This window comes from Cnuella takakiae, from assembly GCF_001953305.1.
Lineage (GTDB): Bacteria > Bacteroidota > Bacteroidia > Chitinophagales > Chitinophagaceae > Flavisolibacter > Flavisolibacter takakiae.
In genome coordinates, this window is the sequence record NZ_MTFE01000010.1 from 4,934,557 (window position 1) to 4,955,286 (window position 20,730).

Annotated in this window: 14 protein-coding genes; 9 read left to right on the forward strand and 5 right to left on the reverse strand. The window is 52.1% G+C overall.

Annotation, left to right across the window (positions count from 1 at the left end; translation table 11 throughout):
* Positions 1-72: 72 nt before the first annotated feature.
* A complete protein-coding gene (locus BUE76_RS21170) occupies positions 73-765 on the reverse strand; it encodes a zinc metallopeptidase (protein ID WP_073044165.1) in 693 nt (230 codons plus the stop codon).
* 479 nt (positions 766-1,244) lie between these two features.
* On the opposite strand from BUE76_RS21170, the gene radA reads away from it, so the two are divergent.
* The 6 genes from radA (at position 1,245) to BUE76_RS21205 (ending at position 9,442) form a co-directional block, all read left to right on the forward strand.
* The gene (gene radA, locus BUE76_RS21175; RefSeq protein ID WP_073044164.1) at positions 1,245-2,627 is read left to right on the forward strand and encodes a DNA repair protein RadA; all 1,383 of its coding nucleotides are present in this window, start codon (positions 1,245-1,247) and stop codon (positions 2,625-2,627) included.
* 258 nt (positions 2,628-2,885) lie between these two features.
* Positions 2,886-3,614, forward strand: a complete 729-nt coding sequence (locus tag BUE76_RS21180; protein ID WP_245798372.1) for a ComF family protein — start codon at positions 2,886-2,888, stop codon at positions 3,612-3,614.
* Positions 3,615-3,905: 291 nt separating this feature from the next.
* A complete protein-coding gene (locus BUE76_RS21185; RefSeq protein ID WP_173702669.1) occupies positions 3,906-4,421 on the forward strand; it encodes a glutathione peroxidase in 516 nt (171 codons plus the stop codon).
* A 160-nt stretch (positions 4,422-4,581) separates the two neighbouring features.
* Positions 4,582-5,808: a DNA polymerase III subunit gene (locus tag BUE76_RS21190; protein ID WP_073044160.1), complete on the forward strand. Its 1,227-nt coding sequence runs from the start codon at positions 4,582-4,584 to the stop codon at positions 5,806-5,808.
* Between the two features lie 543 nt (positions 5,809-6,351).
* The gene (ricT, locus tag BUE76_RS21200; RefSeq protein WP_073044157.1) at positions 6,352-7,875 is read left to right on the forward strand and encodes a PSP1 domain-containing protein; all 1,524 of its coding nucleotides are present in this window, start codon (positions 6,352-6,354) and stop codon (positions 7,873-7,875) included.
* A gap of 82 nt (positions 7,876-7,957) precedes the next feature.
* Entirely contained in the window at positions 7,958-9,442 is a 1,485-nt protein-coding gene (locus tag BUE76_RS21205) for a TlpA family protein disulfide reductase (protein WP_073044155.1), read from the forward strand.
* 36 nt (positions 9,443-9,478) lie between these two features.
* Here BUE76_RS21205 and BUE76_RS21210 read toward each other — a convergent pair whose 3' ends face one another.
* Positions 9,479-9,868 carry an ester cyclase gene (locus BUE76_RS21210; protein WP_073044154.1) on the reverse strand — a complete coding sequence of 130 codons (390 nt, stop codon included), beginning with the start codon at positions 9,866-9,868 and terminating at the stop codon, positions 9,479-9,481.
* Between the two features lie 215 nt (positions 9,869-10,083).
* On the opposite strand from BUE76_RS21210, the gene BUE76_RS21215 reads away from it, so the two are divergent.
* Entirely contained in the window at positions 10,084-10,269 is a 186-nt protein-coding gene (locus BUE76_RS21215; protein WP_073044153.1) for a Thivi_2564 family membrane protein, read from the forward strand.
* Between the two features lie 118 nt (positions 10,270-10,387).
* Here BUE76_RS21215 and BUE76_RS21220 read toward each other — a convergent pair whose 3' ends face one another.
* The gene (locus BUE76_RS21220) at positions 10,388-13,351 is read right to left on the reverse strand and encodes a glycoside hydrolase family 3 N-terminal domain-containing protein (RefSeq protein WP_073044151.1); all 2,964 of its coding nucleotides are present in this window, start codon (positions 13,349-13,351) and stop codon (positions 10,388-10,390) included.
* Between the two features lie 241 nt (positions 13,352-13,592).
* Between BUE76_RS21220 and mutL the strand changes: the two genes are divergently transcribed.
* Positions 13,593-15,542 (forward strand): DNA mismatch repair endonuclease MutL, encoded by a 1,950-nt coding sequence (gene mutL, locus BUE76_RS21225; RefSeq protein ID WP_073044150.1) that lies wholly within the window; start codon positions 13,593-13,595, stop codon positions 15,540-15,542.
* Between the two features lie 299 nt (positions 15,543-15,841).
* Complete coding sequence (locus BUE76_RS21230) at positions 15,842-17,872, forward strand: M13 family metallopeptidase (protein ID WP_083596555.1); 2,031 nt, start codon at positions 15,842-15,844, stop codon at positions 17,870-17,872.
* Between the two features lie 290 nt (positions 17,873-18,162).
* Here BUE76_RS21230 and BUE76_RS21235 read toward each other — a convergent pair whose 3' ends face one another.
* Both BUE76_RS21235 and BUE76_RS21240 read right to left on the reverse strand, forming a co-directional pair.
* Positions 18,163-19,293 carry a formimidoylglutamase gene (locus tag BUE76_RS21235; protein ID WP_073044148.1) on the reverse strand — a complete coding sequence of 377 codons (1,131 nt, stop codon included), beginning with the start codon at positions 19,291-19,293 and terminating at the stop codon, positions 18,163-18,165.
* Between the two features lie 153 nt (positions 19,294-19,446).
* On the reverse strand, positions 19,447-20,658 hold the full coding sequence (locus tag BUE76_RS21240) for a hypothetical protein (RefSeq protein ID WP_143157327.1): 1,212 nt from the start codon (positions 20,656-20,658) through the stop codon (positions 19,447-19,449).
* Between the last annotated feature and the right edge of the window lie 72 nt (positions 20,659-20,730).

Here is a 20,730-nt window from a genome sequence, read left to right on the forward strand (position 1 = left end):
TAGCAGGCAGCGAATTTTGCATAGAGCAATTAACCCAACCATTACTTTTCCACACCATGCTGAACTTTTAGGTTAGTCGCGGTTGCGGGCACCCATAAAGATCATTACGTACTGCAACAGGGTTACCACCGCAGCCAGGGCAGCTACTACATAAGTCATTGCAGCCCAGGTCAGTGCATTTTTGGCCTTAGGGTACTCCGAAGCTGTGGTTACATTGGTCCGCTGCAGCCAGGAAAGTGCCCTGCGGCTGGCATCAAACTCCACGGGCAGGGTAATCAACGAGAAAAGTACCGAAAGGGCAAACAGGCAAATACCTACCAGGAGCAGGGTTGAATTGCCGGATGCCGCCATCAATACACCAATCAACAGTACGATGTTTACCAGACCGGAGCTGAACTGCACGGCAGGCACCAGGCGGCTGCGAAGCATCAGCCAGGTATAAGCAGTAGCGTGCTGAACGGCATGCCCCGTTTCGTGGGCGGCCACGGCTGCCGCCGAAATGCTGTACCCGCTGTACACATCAGGGCTCAGGTTAATGGTCTTATTCATGGGATTGTAGTGATCGGACAGAAAACCCTGCACCGACACCACCTGTACATCATAGATTCCATTTTCCCGCAGCATGCGCTCTGCCACTTCCTTGCCGGTGAGGCGGGCAGCCAGGGGAATTTTGCTGAAGGTGTTGAACTTGCTTTTCAACACCGCGGAAACCAGCATACTGATTCCAATAAAAATCAGCGAGACTAGCATAATGGAAGGTGTCATATTTCTTTACGGTTTAGATCTTTAAGACATCAAATCTATGACCAAAGCATACAAAATACGCTTGGTCAGCCCATCTTTAACTTTCCTGTCCCGGTTTTGTCAGTAAGCCGGTCCAGATGCACCGGGCTCCTGACAGTTTAACAGGAACAAATTTTTTATTGAAGATAATCACACTTTGTAACCATTTATAGTTCAGCATTTTGCATCGAAATTCCACTTACATGTTTTTTGCTAAAGCCCTGCAAAACTTATCAACAGGAGCAAAAATTTATTTTGTAATGTGGGGCACTTTTGTAATTTAGTGTCAGAATTTAATGGGTTAGTAAGTAAAAGGGTCGGTCTTCGGGTCGGCCCTTTTTACTTTGTATCTTTCGCCCGATTTGCAGGATGTGCACCGCTGGTCATACTACAAGGCATACTACAATTCATCTGCCCCTTGCTCCCGCAAGTACTGCTTTACCTGATCTTATCCATCCATAATGTCCAAAGTAAAAACAAGCTATTTCTGTCAGAACTGTGGCTATGAAAGCCCGAAGTGGCTGGGCAAATGTCCCAGCTGCCAGCAATGGAATACGTTCGTAGAAGAACTGATTCAAAAGGAAACAAAAAAGACCAACGCATCGGCCGACTGGAAAGAATACAACGGCGAAACAGGATTGAAAAAAACTGTGTCGCTGCAGGAAGTTGTTACCAAAGACACCCCCCGAATCATCACTGCCGATCCCGAACTAAATAGGGTGCTGGGTGGTGGCATTGTTCCCGGAAGTATTGTGTTGGTAGCGGGCGAACCAGGCATCGGTAAATCCACCTTGTTTTTACAAATGGGATTGAACCTGCTGGGCCTAACCACGCTATATATAAGTGGAGAAGAAAGCGCACAACAAATCAAGATGCGTGCAGACCGTTTGCAAATTCAGAACGGTGATTTTTTCCTGCTTACAGAAACCAGCACACAAACAATTTTCGCTGAAATCAAGAAGCTCAAACCCGAACTGATCATCGTCGATTCCATTCAAACATTGGAGTCACCATTTATTGAATCCTCCTCCGGCAGTGTATCGCAGATACGCGAGTGTGCGGCGGAGTTCCAGCAGTTTGCCAAAGAAACCAATACCCCTGTTTTCATGATCGGGCATATTACCAAGGAAGGCAGCATTGCAGGCCCCAAGGTATTGGAACATATGGTAGATACGGTATTGCAATTTGAAGGCGACCGCCATTATGCTTACCGCATTTTGCGCACCTTGAAAAACCGCTTTGGTTCTACTGCCGAAATAGGCATTTACCAAATGAATGAAGGGGGCATGACCGCAGTACTTAACCCAAGCGAAATCCTGATCACCCAAAAGGAAGATTCGCTGAGTGGCATTGCCATTGCTGCCACCCTGGAAGGACAAAGACCCTTGCTGATTGAAGTGCAGGCACTGGTCACACAATCGGTATATGGTACACCGCAACGAACTGTTAGTGGTTTCGACCTGCGCCGCATGCAACTGCTGCTGGCAGTACTGGAAAAACGGGGTGGTTTTCACTTTGGTGTAAAAGATGTATTTCTCAACATCGCAGGTGGACTGAAAGTTGAAGACCCTTCTATTGACCTGGCGGTGTTGGTTGCGCTGCTATCCTCTTACGAAGACCAGGCCGTGCCGCATAATATCTGCTTTGCCGGCGAGGTAGGATTAAGTGGTGAAATCCGCGCTGTGAACCGCATCGAACAACGCATTGCCGAAGCGGAGAAACTGGGTTTTGAAAAGATCATCGTATCGCGTTATAATAAAGGTATCAGCAAGAACAAGTACGCCATAGAAGTGGTGCAAATGGGCCAGGTGGCCGAAGTGTACCAGTATTTGTTTCAAAGCTAAACCTCCCCCCTGTACCCCTGAAGGGGGAACTTAGGCCGGAGTGCCTTTTTGATCCGCCATCTCTCCGGGAGATGGCGGATTTGTTTTTGGAAAAGCTACCAGTTAAGAGCAGCAAGCAACAAGCATTAGCGCCAGGTATTTATGGGTCGCTGCATAACACTAACCCACAATTAATTGCACCGGTAACACAAAGCATAAACTATTTGTTGCCCTTGCCAAACCCCTACCCTCTTTTGTACCTTACACAAAAGACCTCTTGTGGCAACCAAAAACATCTTCGGCCTAAGTGCCTCCTTCAGGGGGGCAGGGGGTGCCCTCCTCCACCTCGCCTTTCCGCACCTTTGTGCGGGTTGCGGCAGCGATGTATTGTCAAAAGACCAGCAGCTTTGCACGGTTTGTTTTGAACAACTGCCGGCCACATCATTTGAGCACCATGCTGCCAATCCTGTTGAAAAGATTTTCTGGGGCAGGCTGGCCTTGCGCTATGGCACTGCACAATACTTTTTCACCAAGGGCTCGGTAATACAGGAGTTGATGCACCAACTCAAATACAAAGGCAATAAAGACCTGGGGCTGGTATTGGGAAAAATCATGGGCAGCCAGCTGGCAGCAACCAACCGTTTCCGCGAGGTGGATGCACTGGTGCCCCTACCGCTTTACCCCGAAAAGGAACACAAACGCGGGTACAACCAGGCACAGGTGCTGTGCCAAGGCATCGCTGAAACCTTAGGTAAACCGGTACTAAGTAAAGCAGTGATCCGCACCCACCATACCGAAAGCCAAACTAAAAAATCAAGGGTAGAACGCTGGCAAAATATGGAAGGCCGGTTCCTGCTGCAGGATGAAAAAACAGTGCAAGGCAAACACCTTTTATTAGTAGATGATGTAGTAACTACCGGCGCCACGCTGGAAGCTTGTGGCCGGGAGCTATTGGAAGTACCCGGTACCACTTTGAGCATCGCTACCCTTTGCTGTGCCTTCAACTGAGGAAGCAGGTTGCCGCTTACCGGATACATGCCACTTGAAACAGTTGATTGGAGGTAAAAAGAAGCCAGGAATGACCAATTGCTTATCGGGTAAAGCCCAAAACATAAGTACCCATCGTCCTTCAATACCCGCAGTTCATAATCGGTCAATAAACCTGCTTCATCCCATTAACTCCTTTAATCTGCGATCCAAACAGCCATTCATCTGTGAAAACCTTACAAATCTCTTTATCTGTGGTCCAACTTCTTTAGCTTTACTTTGTTACCTACACATCAAACCATAACATAAATCATGAAAACCTTATTGCTGGCTATGACCCTTGCCGCTTTTGCTATGGCCGCTTCCATTTACGAATTCAAGGTACCCGGCCTCGAAGGCAACGAAATTGATTTTGCCCAGTACAAAGGCAAAAAGATCCTGATTGTGAACACCGCTTCCAAGTGTGGCTACACCCCCCAGTACGAAGAGCTGGAAGCCCTCCACAAGAAGTACAAGGACAAACTGGTGATTGTAGGTTTCCCCGCCAATAATTTCGGTGGACAGGAGCCCGGTTCCAACACCGAGATCAAGGAGTTCTGCAAACGCAACTACGGTGTAACCTTCACCATGGCCGAGAAGGTATCGGTAAAAGGTGAAGACATCCACCCCCTGTTTAAATACCTGACAGCTGAAGCTGCCAAGCTGGGTGTTCAGGATCCCGTGAAGTGGAATTTCACCAAGTTCCTGCTGGATGAAAAAGGCAAACTGATTGCCGTATTCCCCAGCAAGGTGAAACCCCTGAGCGAAGAGCTGACCGCCAAGCTGTAATACTACGGTAACTGCTATACCGGAAAGCCGCCCACTTTGGGCGGCTTTTGTTTTGGGTACCGTGCCGCCGCTACCGATATTTGCAGCCCGTTGCGCTGGAGCAGGCAACCCGCCCACTGTCCTGCGCACTGGTTTCAAATCCACCGTTCAATTTCCTGCCATGCTGTTTTCGGATGTTATTGGTCAACAAGCAACAAAGCAACACCTTGTTGAAATGGTGCAGCACAACCGCCTGAGCCATGCCCTGCTTTTCTTGGGCAGGGAAGGCAGCGGTGCCCTGCCCCTGGCCCTTGCTTTTGCCCAGTATATTTCGAGCCTGCCGCAGGACGGCAACCGGATGCCGGTAGCAGATTCGCTCTTTGGTGGCGACACCCCGCCTCCTACCCTGCCGGCCACCCCCGAGGCGGCCGATGCCTGGATGCAGCAACAGCCTTCTTTTTCCAAGGCACAGCAGATGGTGCACCCCGACATTCACTATTCTTATCCGGTTATTACCAAAAAAGCGGGCAGCCCGCCCCTGAGCGTTGACTATATCGCCGAATGGCGGGAGTTTATACAGCAGTATCCTTACGGCAATGCCTACGACTGGCTCCAGTTTATCAATGCCGAAAACAAACAGGGCAATATTTCGGCACACGAATGCAACGACATCATCCGCAAGCTCAACCTCAAAAGCTTTGAGAGCGGCTACAAAGTGCTGGTGATGTGGATGCCCGAATACCTGGGCAAGGAAGGCAATAAGCTGCTCAAACTGATCGAGGAGCCGCCGGCAAACACCCTCTTCATACTGGTAGCCGAAAGTGAAGCGGCCATCCTCAGTACCATCCTGAGCCGCTGCCAGCTGGTGAAAGTGCCGGCCATTGAAGTTGTGGATGTAGAAAACGCCCTTGTGCGCCGCAACAATACGCCCGCCGACCAGGCCCGTCGCATCGCCAATATTTCAGAAGGAAACTACCGGGAAGCCTTATCGCTGGTGCAGCATGCCGACGAGGACTATACGGCCCTGCTGCGCGAATGGCTGAATGCCACTGTTAAGTACCAGCCCGTGGCGCAGGTAAAATGTATTGACGAACTGGCTCGCCTGGGCCGGGAAAACCAAAAGCAGTTCTTGCGCTTTTTCCAACACCTGCTGGAACTGGCCCTGCGCATGCGGGTGCTGGATGCCGCCGGGCAGGAGCGCCTCGAACAGACTATGTCGGACAGCGAACGCGATTTTGCGGGCAAGCTCAACAAGATCTGCACCATCGAACAGCAGGAAGCCATTTCCATCGAACTGGACAATGCCGCCTATTATATCGAGCGCAATGCCAACGCCAAAATGCTGTTTCATGCCGTGACCATCAAGATGTTCTATATTTTAAGGAATAACGTGGTGGTGGAGCTGTGAATGGGCAATGGTGAATAGTGAATCGGCAATAACAACCTCCACATGTTTTGAAATCTGTAACGTAAAGTTCTAATAACAGAGGTTGTCATGCCGAAACAAGTCCGGCATAGCAACTTCCGAGGCCAAGATGTTATTCAGGCTTATGAAGATGTTTATTTTCAAGCTTCAATTACCCCTGATTTGCCTGGTTCGATTGTCATTTCACGTTTGACGATTCCCGATTCCATATTCCCCATTCACGATTCACGTTTCGGCCCCTAAAAAAATTTATATTTGCCCCACACCGCCCCGGCGGTGCCCGAAATATAAACCCGTGTGGTAGGACCGTGAAGAGTGTTTGCTAAAGCTTTTGCTTTCTCTATATACCCGGCCGCTAACAGATAGTGGCCGCTCCCAAATAGTGATTTTACCTGGTTTTCGCTTGCCGGAAAGCTGCCTTTAGCGCTGCCCGCCGCACTGCGAGTACCGGCCAAAAGTGTGCATCCCGCTTCGCCATCCCCACGCATTTTGATGAACCTTTAAATGTGGTAGTACCATTATAATATGGGATGTGGAAACTGTGGTACCGGTAAACCCAACGGCTGCAAAAGCAATGGCGGATGCAGCACCGGCGGTTGCAACCGGATGAACACGCACGACTGGCTTGCCAACCTCCCCATCAGCGACGCCGAACTGGCGTGCCGCGTGGTGGAAGTAAGTTTTAACCAGGGCAGCCGAAAAGATTTTTACCGGAACAATACGGTACAGCAATTTGAAAAAGGCGAGCTCATCGCCGTAGAAGGCGTTGCCGGTTTCGACGTGGGAGAGGTATCGCTCACCGGCGAGATCGTACGCCTGCAACTGAAAAAGAAAGGGGTGGACGAGTTTCACCCCGAAATGAAACGCATTTTGCGCCGTGCCTCGGACCGCGATGTGGACCTGCTGCGGCAGAACAAAGCCCGCGAAGCCGAAGCCATCATCCGCAGCCGCGCCATCGCCCGCCAGCTAAAGCTGAACATGAAGATCAGCGAAGTGGAAATCCAGGCCGACGGCAAGAAGGCGACCTTCTATTATATTGCCGACGACCGTGTGGATTTTCGCGAGCTGATCAAGATTTATGCAGGCGAGTTCAAGGTAAAGGTGGAAATGCGCCAGATCGGCGCCCGCCAGGAAAGCTCCAAGGTAGGCGGTATCGGGTCCTGCGGCCGCGAGCTGTGTTGCGCCACCTGGCTTACCGAGTTCAAATCGGTAAACACCGCCGCTGCCCGCTACCAGAACCTGAGCATCAACCAAACCAAGCTCAGCGGCCAGTGCGGACGCCTGAAATGCTGTCTCAATTACGAGTTGGATACTTACCTGGATGCTTTGCAGGGTTTCCCTGAAAACTGCGATATGCTGCAGGTAGCCGCCGGTACGGCCACCCTCATCAAGAAGGATATCTTCAAAAACCTGATGTGGTACGTGCTGCCCAACAGCACCAAGCACTACCCCGTGGCCATTGAAAGGGTACGCAAAATCAAGGCGCTGAACATGAAAAACGAGATTCCCGACGAACTGGAAGCCGTTGATGTTACCAGCACCAAGGTAAAGGAAGCGGAACCCGAGTTTGTGGATGTGGTAGGGCATATTACCCTGCGCAGCCTGGAGAAGGCCGACAAAAAACGCAAGCAACAGCGCCAGGGCGATCGGCCAGCCAACAATCGCGGCGGCCAGCAGCAACCCGGCCGTCAGCGCCAGCCCGAAGGCAATGCTACCCCGGCACCTGCCAAACCGCAGCAAGGCCGTGGCCCGCAGCGCGAGAAAGGAACACCCAAACCCCAACAGCAGGGTGGTGCGCCCCGACCCCAGCAGCCGCAGGGACCCAAACCGGCACAGCCCCAAAGGCCGCAACAACCCCGTCCTGAAGGGCAAAACGGCAGCCAGCCGCAAGGCCAGCGCAGGGGTGGCGATAACAAGCCAAGGCAACAAGGCCAACCCGGGCAGCAGGGTGGCGGCCAACAGCAACCCCGCGAACCCCGCCCGCCACGTGAGCCCCGGCCACCGCGTCAGCAACGTCCGCCAGAGGAAGGTGGAAAGAGTGAAAATTAAACCAGATTAGTATTTTATTTAATAGCTTAGAAAGCTGACAGCGCCAACTGTCAGCTTTCTTTTTTTACCAAGAACCAAAGCCATGAAACGCCTAACCTTGTTGCTAAACCTGCTGTTTGCTGCAACAGCTTTTTCCCAACCGGTACGTATTGGCGGCCAATTGCAACCCGGGCTGGTGAATGAAAATTTTATTCTCTTTCGTTTGGGCGATACGCCACTGCAAACCAAACTCCTTCCGGGAAGGCCTTTTTCCTTGCAGACAGATAGCCTTGAAGCAGGTTTTTACCAAACCAATATTGCCGGATTACTTTACCTCAAGCCCGGTTTCCGATTGCAACTCAAGCCCTTTGGCGCTAACGAGTACGCTTTTAGCGGCACCGGCGCTTTGGAAAACAATTGCCTGCGCCAGGCCCGCCAGCAACTTGCCCGTTACATTCCGGCAGAACCCAGTGGAAAATTGAAACAGCAAGCCTACCTGATGGAAGCGCAAAGTTTTGTGGCCGGCATCGACTCCTTCCTTGCTGCTGGTAAAAAGATTGTAGCAAAAAGCAACGACAGCCTTTATGTTCGATATGCCACCATGGATCTGGAACTGTTGAGCCGGAAGCTGTTCTCCAATTACCTGGCCAATGCAGGCATGAATGTAAAAAAGCAGGAAGCAGCCTTTGCTGCACTCGAACATAATAGCGATGATGCTTCCCGATTTCTGAAGCTTGCCGATTCGGTGATGCAAATCGCCCGCATCAGGCAGTTAAGCCCTGAAGAACGGGCCTTGGTAGCAAAGCGGGTTAACACTTCTTTTAATTTTAATGACGGCGTTGCTTACCAGCTGTTGCCTGCCTACCGAAACGAGGTGGAGCAACTGATAAGCCGGAATATGAGTTGGAACCTTGCTTCGCTAAAACCACCTTTCACCCAAGAGATTTTGCTAATCGCCAAACGCAAAACCATCGACAAAAACATCAAAGACAGCAGCATCCGGGCTTACCTCCATTTTGAAAATACCAAGGACCTGATTGGCGCCACCCGTGATTCGGCCAAGTTGGAACAGTACCTTACCGAATACCAGGCCTCCAACCCCGAACCGCGGCACCTGGCTAAGGTGGCATCCGTTTACCAGCGCTCGCTGGCAACAGCCAACAACCGGCTGGCGCCGGATTTTGACTATACCGATATCAGCGGCAAAAAACACCGCCTTTCCGACCTTAAGGGGCAATATGTGTACATCGATGTATGGGCCACCTGGTGCGCACCCTGCATTCGCGAAATACCCGAACTGAAAAAGCTTGCAGCCGATTATGCGGGAAAGAACATCCAGTTTGTCAGTATATCGGTTGACCTGCCGGAAAATAAAGCTACCTGGAAAGGATTTGTAAAAGCCAAACAACTGGGCGGCCTGCAACTAATAGCCGACAAAGCCTTCCAATCTGAGTTTAAAGATGCCTTCCAGGTCAGTGCTATTCCGCGCTTCCTGCCCATCGGCCCGGAAGGCCGGATTGTATCGGGTGATGCTGCACGGCCATCAGATGCGACTTTACGCGAGCAACTCGCAAGTCTCAATTTATAAAAGAAGAAGGCTAACCTGGAGGTTAGCCTTCTTCTTTTATACCGCAGCTTGTGCTTCCGGCCGTTTCATCATACCCATCTGGGTGAGTAAGTCCATAGTATCGGCAAAAAGCCAGTGTTGCACAATCTTTCCGTCTTCAATGTGGTACATCATCATAAAAGGCACTTCCACCGTGCGGCCGCTGGCAGGTATGCCATTGAAGTTGCCGGTGTGGGTACCATGAAAACGGGCCCGCAGTACAATCCTGTTGCCTTCCTCCACAATATCTTCAATCGCTACCCGGTACAATGGAAATCCAGCTTCAAATGAATCTACATGCTCCAGGAGTGTCTCGTCGGCAACAAAAGGTTCCAGCAGTGCTCTTGTTTTGGCCTTGCCGTTGATGGCATTTTCGTAAAAGTCGTGGATGAATGCTCTGAGTGACATGTTACTTGGTTTTATGGTGAAAAAATAAAAGCAGGGTTCACCATTCTCAGAAAGTACGCAGGGCTTTCAAAAGGGAAACATTAAAGTAAGCATTGGGGCGTGCAAATCCAATTGCACCAACTGAAGCAAGCCCCTAATTGTTGTGCCAAGCCCTAGCATTGGTTTTGCATTTAGAAGTAATGAAACCTTAGGTATTCACTTTTAAAACAAAAAACATGACCCTGATAAATGTCGTTATCATCCTGATTGTTGTAGGCGTGCTCCTGTGGCTGATCAACCGTTTTATCCCGATGGATGGTAAAATCAAGCAGATCCTGAACATCGTTGTCGTGATCGCTGTAATCCTTTGGCTGCTCCGCGCCTTTGGTATCTGGGGCGGTGGCGGCATCGACCTTGACTAAGCTTGGTGCTCACATGGTCATGCCTCATTGATAAACACAATCTTACACCATGCGTGTCGTACCTTTTGCTTATTAACACAAAAGCCGCTCTGGGAGCGGCTTTTGTGTTAATAAGCGATCAGGGAAAATTTGTGTTTACCTGTGCCCCGGGTGCCGGAATGGGCGTTTCCTGCAAGGCCTTCTTCGTTTCCCCATATTCTATTGCCTTGTAAATGGCTTCCTGTATCCTTCCCCGGATCCGCAACTCCGACAGCAGGTTATTGTCGCGGGTATTGTACACCCGGTTACTCAGGAAAATGTACACCAGTTCCTTTTCGGGGTCCACCCACACACAGGTGCCGGTAAAGCCCGTATGCCCATAGGTTTTGGGCGACACATAACGAGCGGGGTAAGGGTCGGGGCGGGTGGCATTGTCCTTTTCGGGTTTGTCGAAGCCCAGCCCGCGGCGGCTGATGGCGCTGTGGTAATCGGTGAAATACGCAATCGTTTCTGGCTTTAAGTAACGTTTGCCATTCCACTCGCCGCCCTGCAGCAACATCTGGTACAGCACCGATAGGTCGTAGGCATTAGAAAACAGGCCGGCATGACCCGAAATACCGCCGAAAAGCGAAGCGCCTTCATCGTGCACCGTACCCCGCAGCATCTGCCGGCGAAACCATTTTTCGTTTTCTGTAGGCACCACCCTTTCCACGCCATAGCGCTCGCCGGCACGGAAGGAAGTAGTGGTCATTCCCATGGGTTTGTAAAAAGTGTTGTAGGTATACTGGTCCAGGCGCTGGCCGCTTACGGCTTCCACGATCTTTCCCAACAGGATGAAATCATTGTCGCTGTACACATATTTGTCCTGCGGGCCCAGTTTGCTTTGCATGATGCGGAGCATCATGGTATCGTTCCAGTCGTTGCGGAGGTAGAGGTTGCGGGCAACAGGAATGGTGAAGTTGGGCTCAATGGCCGTGCGGTACAGGGAGTCGGAAGGTTTGCCGGTGGCCGGGTCAATGGTTTCTTTATAAAAAGAAATAAAGGGATTTAACCCCGCCTGGTGGAGCAGGATATTGCGGAGCGTCAAACCTTGCTTGTCGGTTCCGCGGGTGATGGGCAGGTAGTCGCCCAAAGTCTTGTCGATATCAATTTTTCCTTCTTCATACAGCTTCATCACCGCCACCGTAGTAGCTGAGGTCTTGGTAACCGAAGCCAGGTCGTAAATGTGGTCGAAAGTCACGGTCTGGCTGGACTCGTCAAATTCCAGCCGGCCAAAGGTTTTGTGGTACACGATCCGGCCCTTGTGCAGGGCAATAACCTGCGCACCGGGATAGGCGCGGCGCTCCAGCCCCCAGCGGGCAATGCTGTCGATGGCCAGCCACTGCGGCGCAAAGCCTACGGCAAAGAGGTTGCTCACCGATAGACCGGACCCCGGCTTGAAGCCGCAAACCGTTACCGGCAGCCTGCCCTTGGTGGCGTATTTACCGATCATAAAATCGGCAATGGCTTCATGGGTAATGCTGTCGTCCTGGTAGGCAGCCGCCAGGTTGCGGGCAGTACAGAAGTTTTTGGCCGCATATACATTGCCAAACAGCACGGTAGCCGTAGTGGTGTCTTTGCTCAGGCGGTTCCAGAGTTGCAGGGAGGCAGCGCTCAATCCAAAGTTGCCGGAAGGCCGCAGGCTGTAGTTGTGCACGCCAACAATGATGGCGGCATACTTCGTGGTATCCAGTTGCGCCATCAGGCTGTCGGCGCCGGCAGTACTGCCTTTTGCAGGAAAATAATAAGCATCTACACCAAGGTCGGTTTTTAGCCTGTCGCCAAAAACCGTGGGAGCAACGGCGCCAATACCCACATAGGCCAGCTTTTTATTCCCCATGCGAGCGATGGGAAATGCATTGTCTTCGTTGCGCAGCACGGTAAAGGCATTGCGGGCCACCAGGTCGTTGATGCGGGCCGTTTCTTTATTGAGGTCGGCCAGCAGGTTGGTGGTCTCCACCACCTGCGGCTGGGCCAGTCCAAGCTGGTACTTGGCTTCCAGCACCCGGCGCACCCGTTCGTCAATGTCTTTCCACTTCAGCTTTTTCTTTTTTACCGCTGTTTCCACGGCACTGATGGCGGCAGGCACATCTTCGGGCAGGCAAAGCATATCGTTGCCCGCCAGCAAGGATTCCACCGCAGCAGCACCGGCAGGGAAGAACTTGGTAAGGCCCTTCATTTCCATACCATCGGTAAAGATGAGGCCTTTGAAACCCAGCTCATCCCGGAGGATTTTTGTTACGGCGTTATGCGACAGTGAAGTAGGGCGGTTAGGACGGTTATCGATGGAAGGGATAAAAAGGTGACCCACCATCACGCTGCCCACGCCGGCTTTCAGCAGTTCGCGGAAAGGATAGAGCTCCAGCGAATCGAGCTGTGCGCGGCTTTTGTTGATCACCGGCAGATCGTAGTGCGAGTCCACTTCGGTGTCGCCATGGCCCGGGAAGTGTTTGGCAGTAGCCATGATGCCCGCTCCCTGCATGCCCCGCATATAGGCGATGCCCATACGGGCCACCTGCTCCTTATTTTCGCCAAAAGAGCGGAAACCAATTACAGGATTATTGGGATTATTGTTGACATCCACGGTAGGTGCATAGTTCACATGCACCCCGATGCGTTTCATCTGTCGGCCAACGGCACCGCCCATTTCATACACCAAAGCGGTATCGGTAAGGGCACCCAGGGTAGCCTGGTATGGAAAACGGGTCACGCTGTCGAGGCGCATACCCAGCCCCCATTCGCCATCGATGGTTACCAGCAGCGGCGTTTGGGCAAGGGCCTGGTACCGGTTGGTAAGGTTAGCCTGCCGAACGGGTCCGCCCTGGAAAAAACAAAGGGCGCCCACATTGTACTTGCGTATCAGGCCTTCAACACCAGCTATATGGTCGGAACCCAGGTTACTATGGGCCCGGATCACCATCAACTGGGCAATCTTTTGCTGCGGGGTGAGCGACTTGAATACACTGTCTACCCAGGCTTTCTGTGGCAGGTTGCTGCCGCGCTGGGCCAGTACTGCCGTAAAGCTTGCAAGCGACAACAGGGCCGTGGTTAATACCTTCCTCATACTAAGCACAAGTTAGGGATATATGCGTTTTTGCTGCCTTGCTTATCGATGTGTATAAGTTAAAGCAGCAGGGCAAAGGCAACAGGCACCTTGGCTGTCAAGGCACCCGCATTAGGGCAAACGATTGTCCAGGCGTGGTATGGAATGGTTAAATACGGCCGTGGATAAGTTGGCAGGAGGCTTTGCGGCCGCCAAATCCCTGCCTTATGCCTATTTTTGAAGCTTAAGGAATTGTGTAATTGTGGCAGACAAAATCTTATTACTTCCCGATAATATCGCCAACCAGATCGCCGCAGGCGAAGTGATCCAGCGTCCGGCAAGCGCCGTTAAGGAATTGCTGGAAAATGCCGTGGATGCTGGCGCTACCGAAATAAAGCTCATCATCAACGATGCGGGCAAGGCCCTCGTGCAGGTAATCGACAATGGTTCGGGCATGAGCGAAACCGATGCTCGCATGGCTTTCGAAAGGCATGCCACTTCCAAGATCCGCAACATCGACGACCTCTTTCATATCCGCACCATGGGTTTCCGGGGCGAGGCGCTGGCCTCCATTGCTGCCGTTGCTCAGGTGGAACTGCGCACCCGACGCGCCGAAGATGAGGTGGGCACTTGCCTCGATATCGAGAACAGCATGGTGGTAAACCAGCAGCCTGTGGCGGCACCTGTGGGTACCAGCATCAGCATGAAGAACCTCTTCTTCAACGTGCCGGCACGCCGCAATTTCCTTAAAAGCAATCCCGCAGAGATGCGCCACATCGTGGACGAGTTCATGCGGGTGGCACTTGCTTTTCCGGCTATCTTCTTTTCGCTCCACAGCAACGGGCAGCAGCTCTTCCACCTGGAAGCAGGCTCGCTCAAGCAGCGCATCGTGCAACTGCTCGGCAACCATTACAACCATAAACTGGTATCGGTTAAAGAAGAGACCGACTACCTGAACATACAGGGTTTTGTGGGTAAACCCGAAACGGCCAAAAAGACCCGGGGCGACCAGTTCTTTTTTGTCAACAACCGGTTTATCCGCAGCGCCTACCTCAACCACGCGGTACAGAATGCCTACCAGGAACTGATTCCTGCCGATGCCTTCCCGATGTACGTGCTCTTTATCGACCTCGACCCCACGCAGGTGGACGTGAACGTACACCCCACCAAGCAGGAGATCAAGTTTGAAGACGAAAAGATTGTGTATGCTTTTGTGCAGGCGGCGGTAAAACACGCACTGGCGCAGTTCAGCATCACGCCTACTTTGGACTTTGACCTCGATGCGTCCATCCAAAGTCTTGACTCGGTCCAAAAGCCCTATACCGAAGAGCAGAAGTCGGCGGCAAGCGGCACTTCGCTGTTCCAGGCATTTACTTCGGCCGGACAAGCCCACAAGATTGAACCCAGCCGCAGCAGCGGTGGCGGTTTTCCCAGCCTGCGCGATTTCAGCAGCGGCACACCGGCACCTTCTGTTAGCAGCGGTCTTGTTTCACCCGAAGAAGACCTGAAACCCGAACCCGGGTTCAGCAGCCTGCTGGCAGCCGCCATGGAAACCGTTCCGGAAACGCAGCCGACAGTTGAAACAGCACCGGTGCAAAGCAGCTTTACCAGCCACAGCCAGTTCACCAGTGCCCCTTCCGGCATCACCGAAGTCAAGCTGACCCAACTTTTTGGTACCTATATCCTGATGCCTGCCGCGCAAAAGTTCCTGCTCATTCACCAGCAGGCGGCGCATGAGCGCATACTCTACGACCGCCTGGTGCAAAGCATTCAGGGCAAGCCCATCGCCACGCAACGCAGCCTCTTCCCGGCTACCATCGAGCTGAGCACAGCCGATGCCATGCTATTGGGCGAGCTGGTCCCAGACCTCAACCAGATGGGTTATACCATCGAGCCCTTTGGCAAGAACAGCTTCGTGGTGCAGGGCACGCCTGCCGATATCACCAGCGGCAACGAACGCATTATCCTGGAACGCATCCTGGAACAGTACAAGCATTTCAACAGCGAACTCAAACTCACCAGGCGGGAGATGCTGCTCCGCTCCGTAGCCTGGCAACAGGCCATCAAGGCGGGCACTTCATTGAGTGAACGCGAAATGCAGCAGTTGGTAGCCGACCTATTTGCCTGTGCCACACCCAATGCCACGCCTACCGGAAGGCCCACTTATATGGAGTTCAAGAAGGAGAATCTGGATAAGCAGTTCGGCCGGTAACCGCAGATTTGTAAGATTAAAAATGGTTTCTATGAACTATAAAGCAAGTGCCCTACAACTTTGTGGGGCACTTGCTTTTGGAAGCATTCATAACATCCGGTTGGATTTTTTAAACGCCACCTGAAGTTTCAAGTATCACTTTCTTATCGGAAGCAATTCCTCTGCGCTCTCTGCTCCTCTGCGGCCTCGGCGTGAAACAAAAGGGTTTGCACAACTTTAAGATCATACAAGTCATTTCCAATCATATAAATCAGCTGTTCCATTTAACTTAGAGCCTCTTTAAAAACGGATCGTTCAACATGAGAAAACTAGCTACGACCCTTGCGGCAGGTGTTGCCGTGGCCGGCATGCTGGCTTTTGCGCCTCCCGGCGATAAGAAGCCCACAAAGTATATCGACAAGGCCAATATGGACCTATCTGTAAAGCCCGGCGATAACTTTTACCTCTATGCCAACGGTGCCTGGCTGAAAGCCAACCCCGTTCCCGGCAGCAAAACCCGCTGGGGCTCTTTTGATGTGCTGCGCGAGGAAAGCTCCAAGCGCCTGCAGACCCTGCTCACCGAAGCATCGAAGAAGACTTCCGATGCCAAAATGCAGCAGATCGGCGACCTTTACCTGAGTGGTATGGATACCGTGGCCATTGACAAAATGGGCTACCAGCCCATTGCCGCCGACCTGAAGCGCATCGATGCCATCCAGAACGTGGACGGCCTGCTCAACGAGATCGCCTATGCCCGCACCCAGGGTATCAGCAGTGCCTTGTTTGGCTTCTTTGTTTCGCAGGACCGCAAGGATGTGACCAAATACATTCCCCAACTCTCGCAGGGCGGTACCACCCTGCCCGACCGTGATTATTACCTGAAGGCTGACAACCGCAGCACCACCATCCGCAATGCCTATGCACAACACCTGAACAAGATGTTTGCCCTGGTGGGTGAAAATGCCGCCACCGCAGCCGCCCACGCCGATGCCGTACTCCGCATCGAAACGGCGCTTGCAAAAGCACAAATGAGCCGCGTGGAAATGCGCGACCCTTATAAGACCTATAACAAGTTTGCGGTAAAAGATTTCAGCGCTACCACGCCTTCCATCAACTGGAACGGCATGCTGGGCAACCTGCAACTGAAAGGCGCCGACAGCCTGGTGGTCAACAACCCTTCTTTCTTTAAAACCGTTGATGCCCTGCTCACAGCAGTGCCGCTCAGCGACTGGAAGACTTACCTAAAATGGCGTGTGATCGACAACAACGCCGCCTACCTGGCCAAGCCTTTTGCGCAGCAGAACTTTGCCATGACCCAGGTGCTTACCGGCCAGAAGGAAATGTCGCCACGCTGGCAGTTTGTGTCGGGCATCATCGACAACCAGTTGGGCGACCTGCTGGGACAGCTTTATGTAAGCAAGTACTTCAAGCCCGAAGCCAAGGTGCGGATGCAGGAACTGGTAAAAAACCTGGAAACCACCTTTGCCGGCCGTATCCAGCGCCTCGACTGGATGAGCGATGAAACCAAGGTGAAAGCGCTGGAAAAACTCAATGCCTTTACCAAGAAGATCGGCTATCCCGATGTTTGGAAAGACTACGCATCCATCAAGATCGACCGAAATGATTTTGTGGGCAACCTGCGCCGCGCCAGCCAGTGGGCTTACAACGACATGGTGACCCGCTACGGTCAGCCTGTTGACAAAACCCGCTGGGGCATGACACCGCCCACCATCAATGCCTATTACAGCCCCTCCAATAACGAGATCGCTTTCCCTGCCGGTATCCTGCAGTTCCCGTTTTTCGATTTTGGTGCCGATGACGCCATCAACTATGGTGGCATTGGTGCGGTGATCGGTCACGAAATCACCCACGGCTTTGACGACAACGGCGCCCAGTACGCCGCCGACGGCAACCTGAAGAACTGGTGGACCAAGGAAGACGAGGCCAAGTTCAAGAGCCGCGCCAACCAGGTGGTGGAGCAGTACAATGCTTTTACCGTACTGGACACCATCCATGTAAACGGCAAGCTCACCCTGGGTGAAAACATCGCCGACCTGGGTGGCCTGAACATGGCCTATGAGGCCTTTACCAAGACCAAGCAATTTAAAGAAGGCAAGAAGATCGACGGCTTTACGCCCGCCCAGCGCTTCTTTCTCAACTGGGCACAGGTATGGCGTTCCAATGCCCTGCCCGAAACACAGGCCCAACTGATCCTCACCGATCCCCACTCGCCCGGTATGGCCCGCGCCAACGGCCCGGTAACCAATATCGATGCGTGGTATGAAGCCTTCAACATCCAGCCTGGAGATAAGATGTATGTAGCGCCGGAGAAGAGGATTAAGATCTGGTAATACCTCGTTCACACCCCCTGTCCCCCTAGAGGGGGAACTTAGGTCACACATAACTTTAAACAACAACGCCCCTCTGCAGCAGAGGGGCGTTGTTGTTTTCTATAAAACCCAATTTGTTTTTTCTTTTTGATTTCGGAATGGGAACGCGGATTGAACGGTTGAAACGGATATCTGTTCCCATCTGTTCCATCCGTTTCATCTGTGTTCCCATCAAAACTTAATCTGCAAGACACTATCTAATACCCTCAGCCACTCCGGCCTAAGTTCCCCCTCTAGGGGGACAGGGGGTATTATGGTCTTTCCAAATACCGCAGATACCTTTCCGGATACTCATTCTGCGCTGCCACCTGGTAATCGCGGTAGGAGCAGGAAATAAACTTCTTGTTGGGCATCTGCATCCACCAGCGGCCGGTGCGTTTGCTTTGCAAAAAGGTGGTGGCTACATCCGAAAAGGTGGTATGGAATTCATTAAACGATTCGCGCTCCGTAATATGCGCCTCGCGCAGGCCACGGCTGCGGCCATCCACGAGGTACCACAGCATCTGGCTGATCTGGCGGGCAGTGAGGTTGTCGCGGTCCTGCTCGGGACGGAAGCCATAGATACCGATGTTGCGCATATGGGTGCTCATACCGGCATACTGCATGATTACGCAGGCATCTTCACCGGTAAGGCCGTTGGGCGAAAAGGTGTTGGCTGGCGCATATGCATTGGCAATGGCGGTGATATCAAATGAAAGGATATGACTGCCCCGGATGGATGGTTCTATTTCATCGATCTTTTCGCGTACATGCCCTACCCGGTAACAGTCGAAGCGGAGCTTGTCCATGGTTTCCAGCATGCGCGGGTGTACAAAAAAGCTCTGGAATGCCAAGTGGCTATAGTGGCCCATAAAGTTGGGCTCGGCGGTAAGAATGTCGAGCAGGAACTTCTCCGACTTCAGCGGCGACTCTATGTGAATGTCTACAACAGCATCAACTCCTACAGCATCAATCTGCTGTTTATCGTCGGCAAAACAATGATATTGGGCCAGGGTCAGGTCGTGCGAACCACCCAGTACCACCACCAGCTTTCCGCTTTCGTTCAGTTCGTGCAGCACCATTTTCAGGGCGGCATAGGTATCGGCTACGGTTTTGCCGGTGCGGATATTGCCCAGGTCGGCAATCTGAATATCGTGGTGCCAATAGTAAAGGTTATAAAACTCCTGGCGGATGGCATCAGCGGCGGTATTATCGTGGAGCAGGCCGGCACCCCGTTGCTCGGTGCAGCCTACCAGCACAATATCGGCATGCTCAAAATCAGGCAAGCCTTCATCTTCATGCGCCAGGATGGTGTAGCCAATCTGCCCTTCGCGGTAACCCATGTCCTCGGAGATCATCATCTTGTCGATGGGGAGCAGCAGCTCGGAAAGTGTATCGTACATAAGGCCGCAAAATTAGCAGCAGCCATCCGCATTGAACCGCAAAACAGGCCCAGGCTAAAAGCTTAATTTATCCCCATTACCAAAATGGCATTGCAAGGCATCTTGGGTGAGTTATAAACAATACGGTGCCTGGTACACCATGTATGGAAAAGGTCATGCATTCATATCTCGTTCATGGACATCAAAAAACACAAAGCCTGTATTCTGCACCAGGTCCTGTTTTTCCTGCAACCTTTTCTTCACCTGCCTGGCCCCGCTCAGCCTGCAATAAATGGTCAGGGCCTGTAGCCGGTAAAACTTATGAAAAAGAAAATCCAGGTGATCCCACTGGTTAAACTGCTCAAACCAACGCCGGTACTTTTCAGGGTCGCGCTCATGCAGGGCGATATGCCGTACTACTTCCCACGCTTCTAGGTATCCCTGTTCTATAACATACTTGTTGCCATAGGTAGGCACAAAGGAGGCTACTACCTGATGGCTGTCGGCAAACAGCCCTGCCAGGTTCAGGTAGTCGGCAATCATAAAATGAAAATAGGGGAACCGCCAGAAGCCAACCTTTTCGGGCACCCCGGTATGTTTGGCAAGCCGGTGCACCTGCTCCAGTTCCGCTGAGTAGTCTTCACCCGAATACAGCTTTTTGTACAGGATCAGCGATCCCAGCCTTCTTGCGGTAATAAAATGGTGCATCCCGGGTGGGCAAACGATCCCTGCTATCCTGTTGATTGCTGCGGCAGCATTTGCCTGGTTATTGCACAAAAGGGCCGAAAGAAAAAGCAGGCTATTGCCAAACAGTTGCGCCTCGCGGGTACGCTTGTATTGCAGGTACAGCCTTATCCCCCTTTGGTAATAAGGAGCGGCCAGCCCGTCGGGCCATGGAAAACGTTCGTAAAAAAATACCTGTGCCGTTTTGTGCATGGCAAGCGGCTCCGCCAGTTTATTGAACAGGGGCTCACTAGCCAGTATGCGCTTTGCAATTTTGCGGCAGGCATTGTGGTAGTTGATATCACCTTCATGTTTTACTTCTATTCCAAAAAAATCGAGGTAAAACAAGGCATCCTGAAAAATGGGTTCAACAGGAAACTTTTCGTTCCTTCCGGTGTCTACCAGCAGTTCCCAGCTATCGTACCCACAATACCGGGCTAAAATACCTTTGGAATGCAAGCTTGGCCCGCCCTTCGTTTCCAGGAAACCAAAGATCCGCCGCAAGGTGTTGGGAGAAATAGATTGCCCGGTTACCTGGACAATATGGCTATGCAGTCGTTCGCAATCGGCCGAGATATTGATACGCCGGCCCCAGGTATGCTCTATACGCTGTTTCAGAAGGGCTAATTGGTGCTCAGGGATAGCAGGCAGGTTCCGACTCACCCAGGCAATTTAAGAAGATGGAAGAACTTGGTAGTTTTTATACTACAATACTTACGGAATATTGCAGGACAA

Bases quoted from the DNA above. Each gene is read 5' to 3' on its own strand.
- BUE76_RS21170 (WP_073044165.1), bottom strand. From the start codon at position 765: ATGACACCTTCCATTATGCTAGTCTCGCTGATTTTTATTGGAATCAGT.
- radA (WP_073044164.1), top strand. From the start codon at position 1,245: ATGTCCAAAGTAAAAACAAGCTATTTCTGTCAGAACTGTGGCTATGAA.
- BUE76_RS21185 (WP_173702669.1), top strand. From the start codon at position 3,906: ATGAAAACCTTATTGCTGGCTATGACCCTTGCCGCTTTTGCTATGGCC.
- BUE76_RS21190 (WP_073044160.1), top strand. From the start codon at position 4,582: ATGCTGTTTTCGGATGTTATTGGTCAACAAGCAACAAAGCAACACCTT.
- ricT (WP_073044157.1), top strand. From the start codon at position 6,352: ATGGGATGTGGAAACTGTGGTACCGGTAAACCCAACGGCTGCAAAAGC.
- BUE76_RS21205 (WP_073044155.1), top strand. From the start codon at position 7,958: ATGAAACGCCTAACCTTGTTGCTAAACCTGCTGTTTGCTGCAACAGCT.
- BUE76_RS21210 (WP_073044154.1), bottom strand. From the start codon at position 9,868: ATGTCACTCAGAGCATTCATCCACGACTTTTACGAAAATGCCATCAAC.
- BUE76_RS21215 (WP_073044153.1), top strand. From the start codon at position 10,084: ATGACCCTGATAAATGTCGTTATCATCCTGATTGTTGTAGGCGTGCTC.
- BUE76_RS21220 (WP_073044151.1), bottom strand. From the start codon at position 13,351: ATGAGGAAGGTATTAACCACGGCCCTGTTGTCGCTTGCAAGCTTTACG.
- BUE76_RS21230 (WP_083596555.1), top strand. From the start codon at position 15,842: ATGAGAAAACTAGCTACGACCCTTGCGGCAGGTGTTGCCGTGGCCGGC.
- BUE76_RS21235 (WP_073044148.1), bottom strand. From the start codon at position 19,293: ATGTACGATACACTTTCCGAGCTGCTGCTCCCCATCGACAAGATGATG.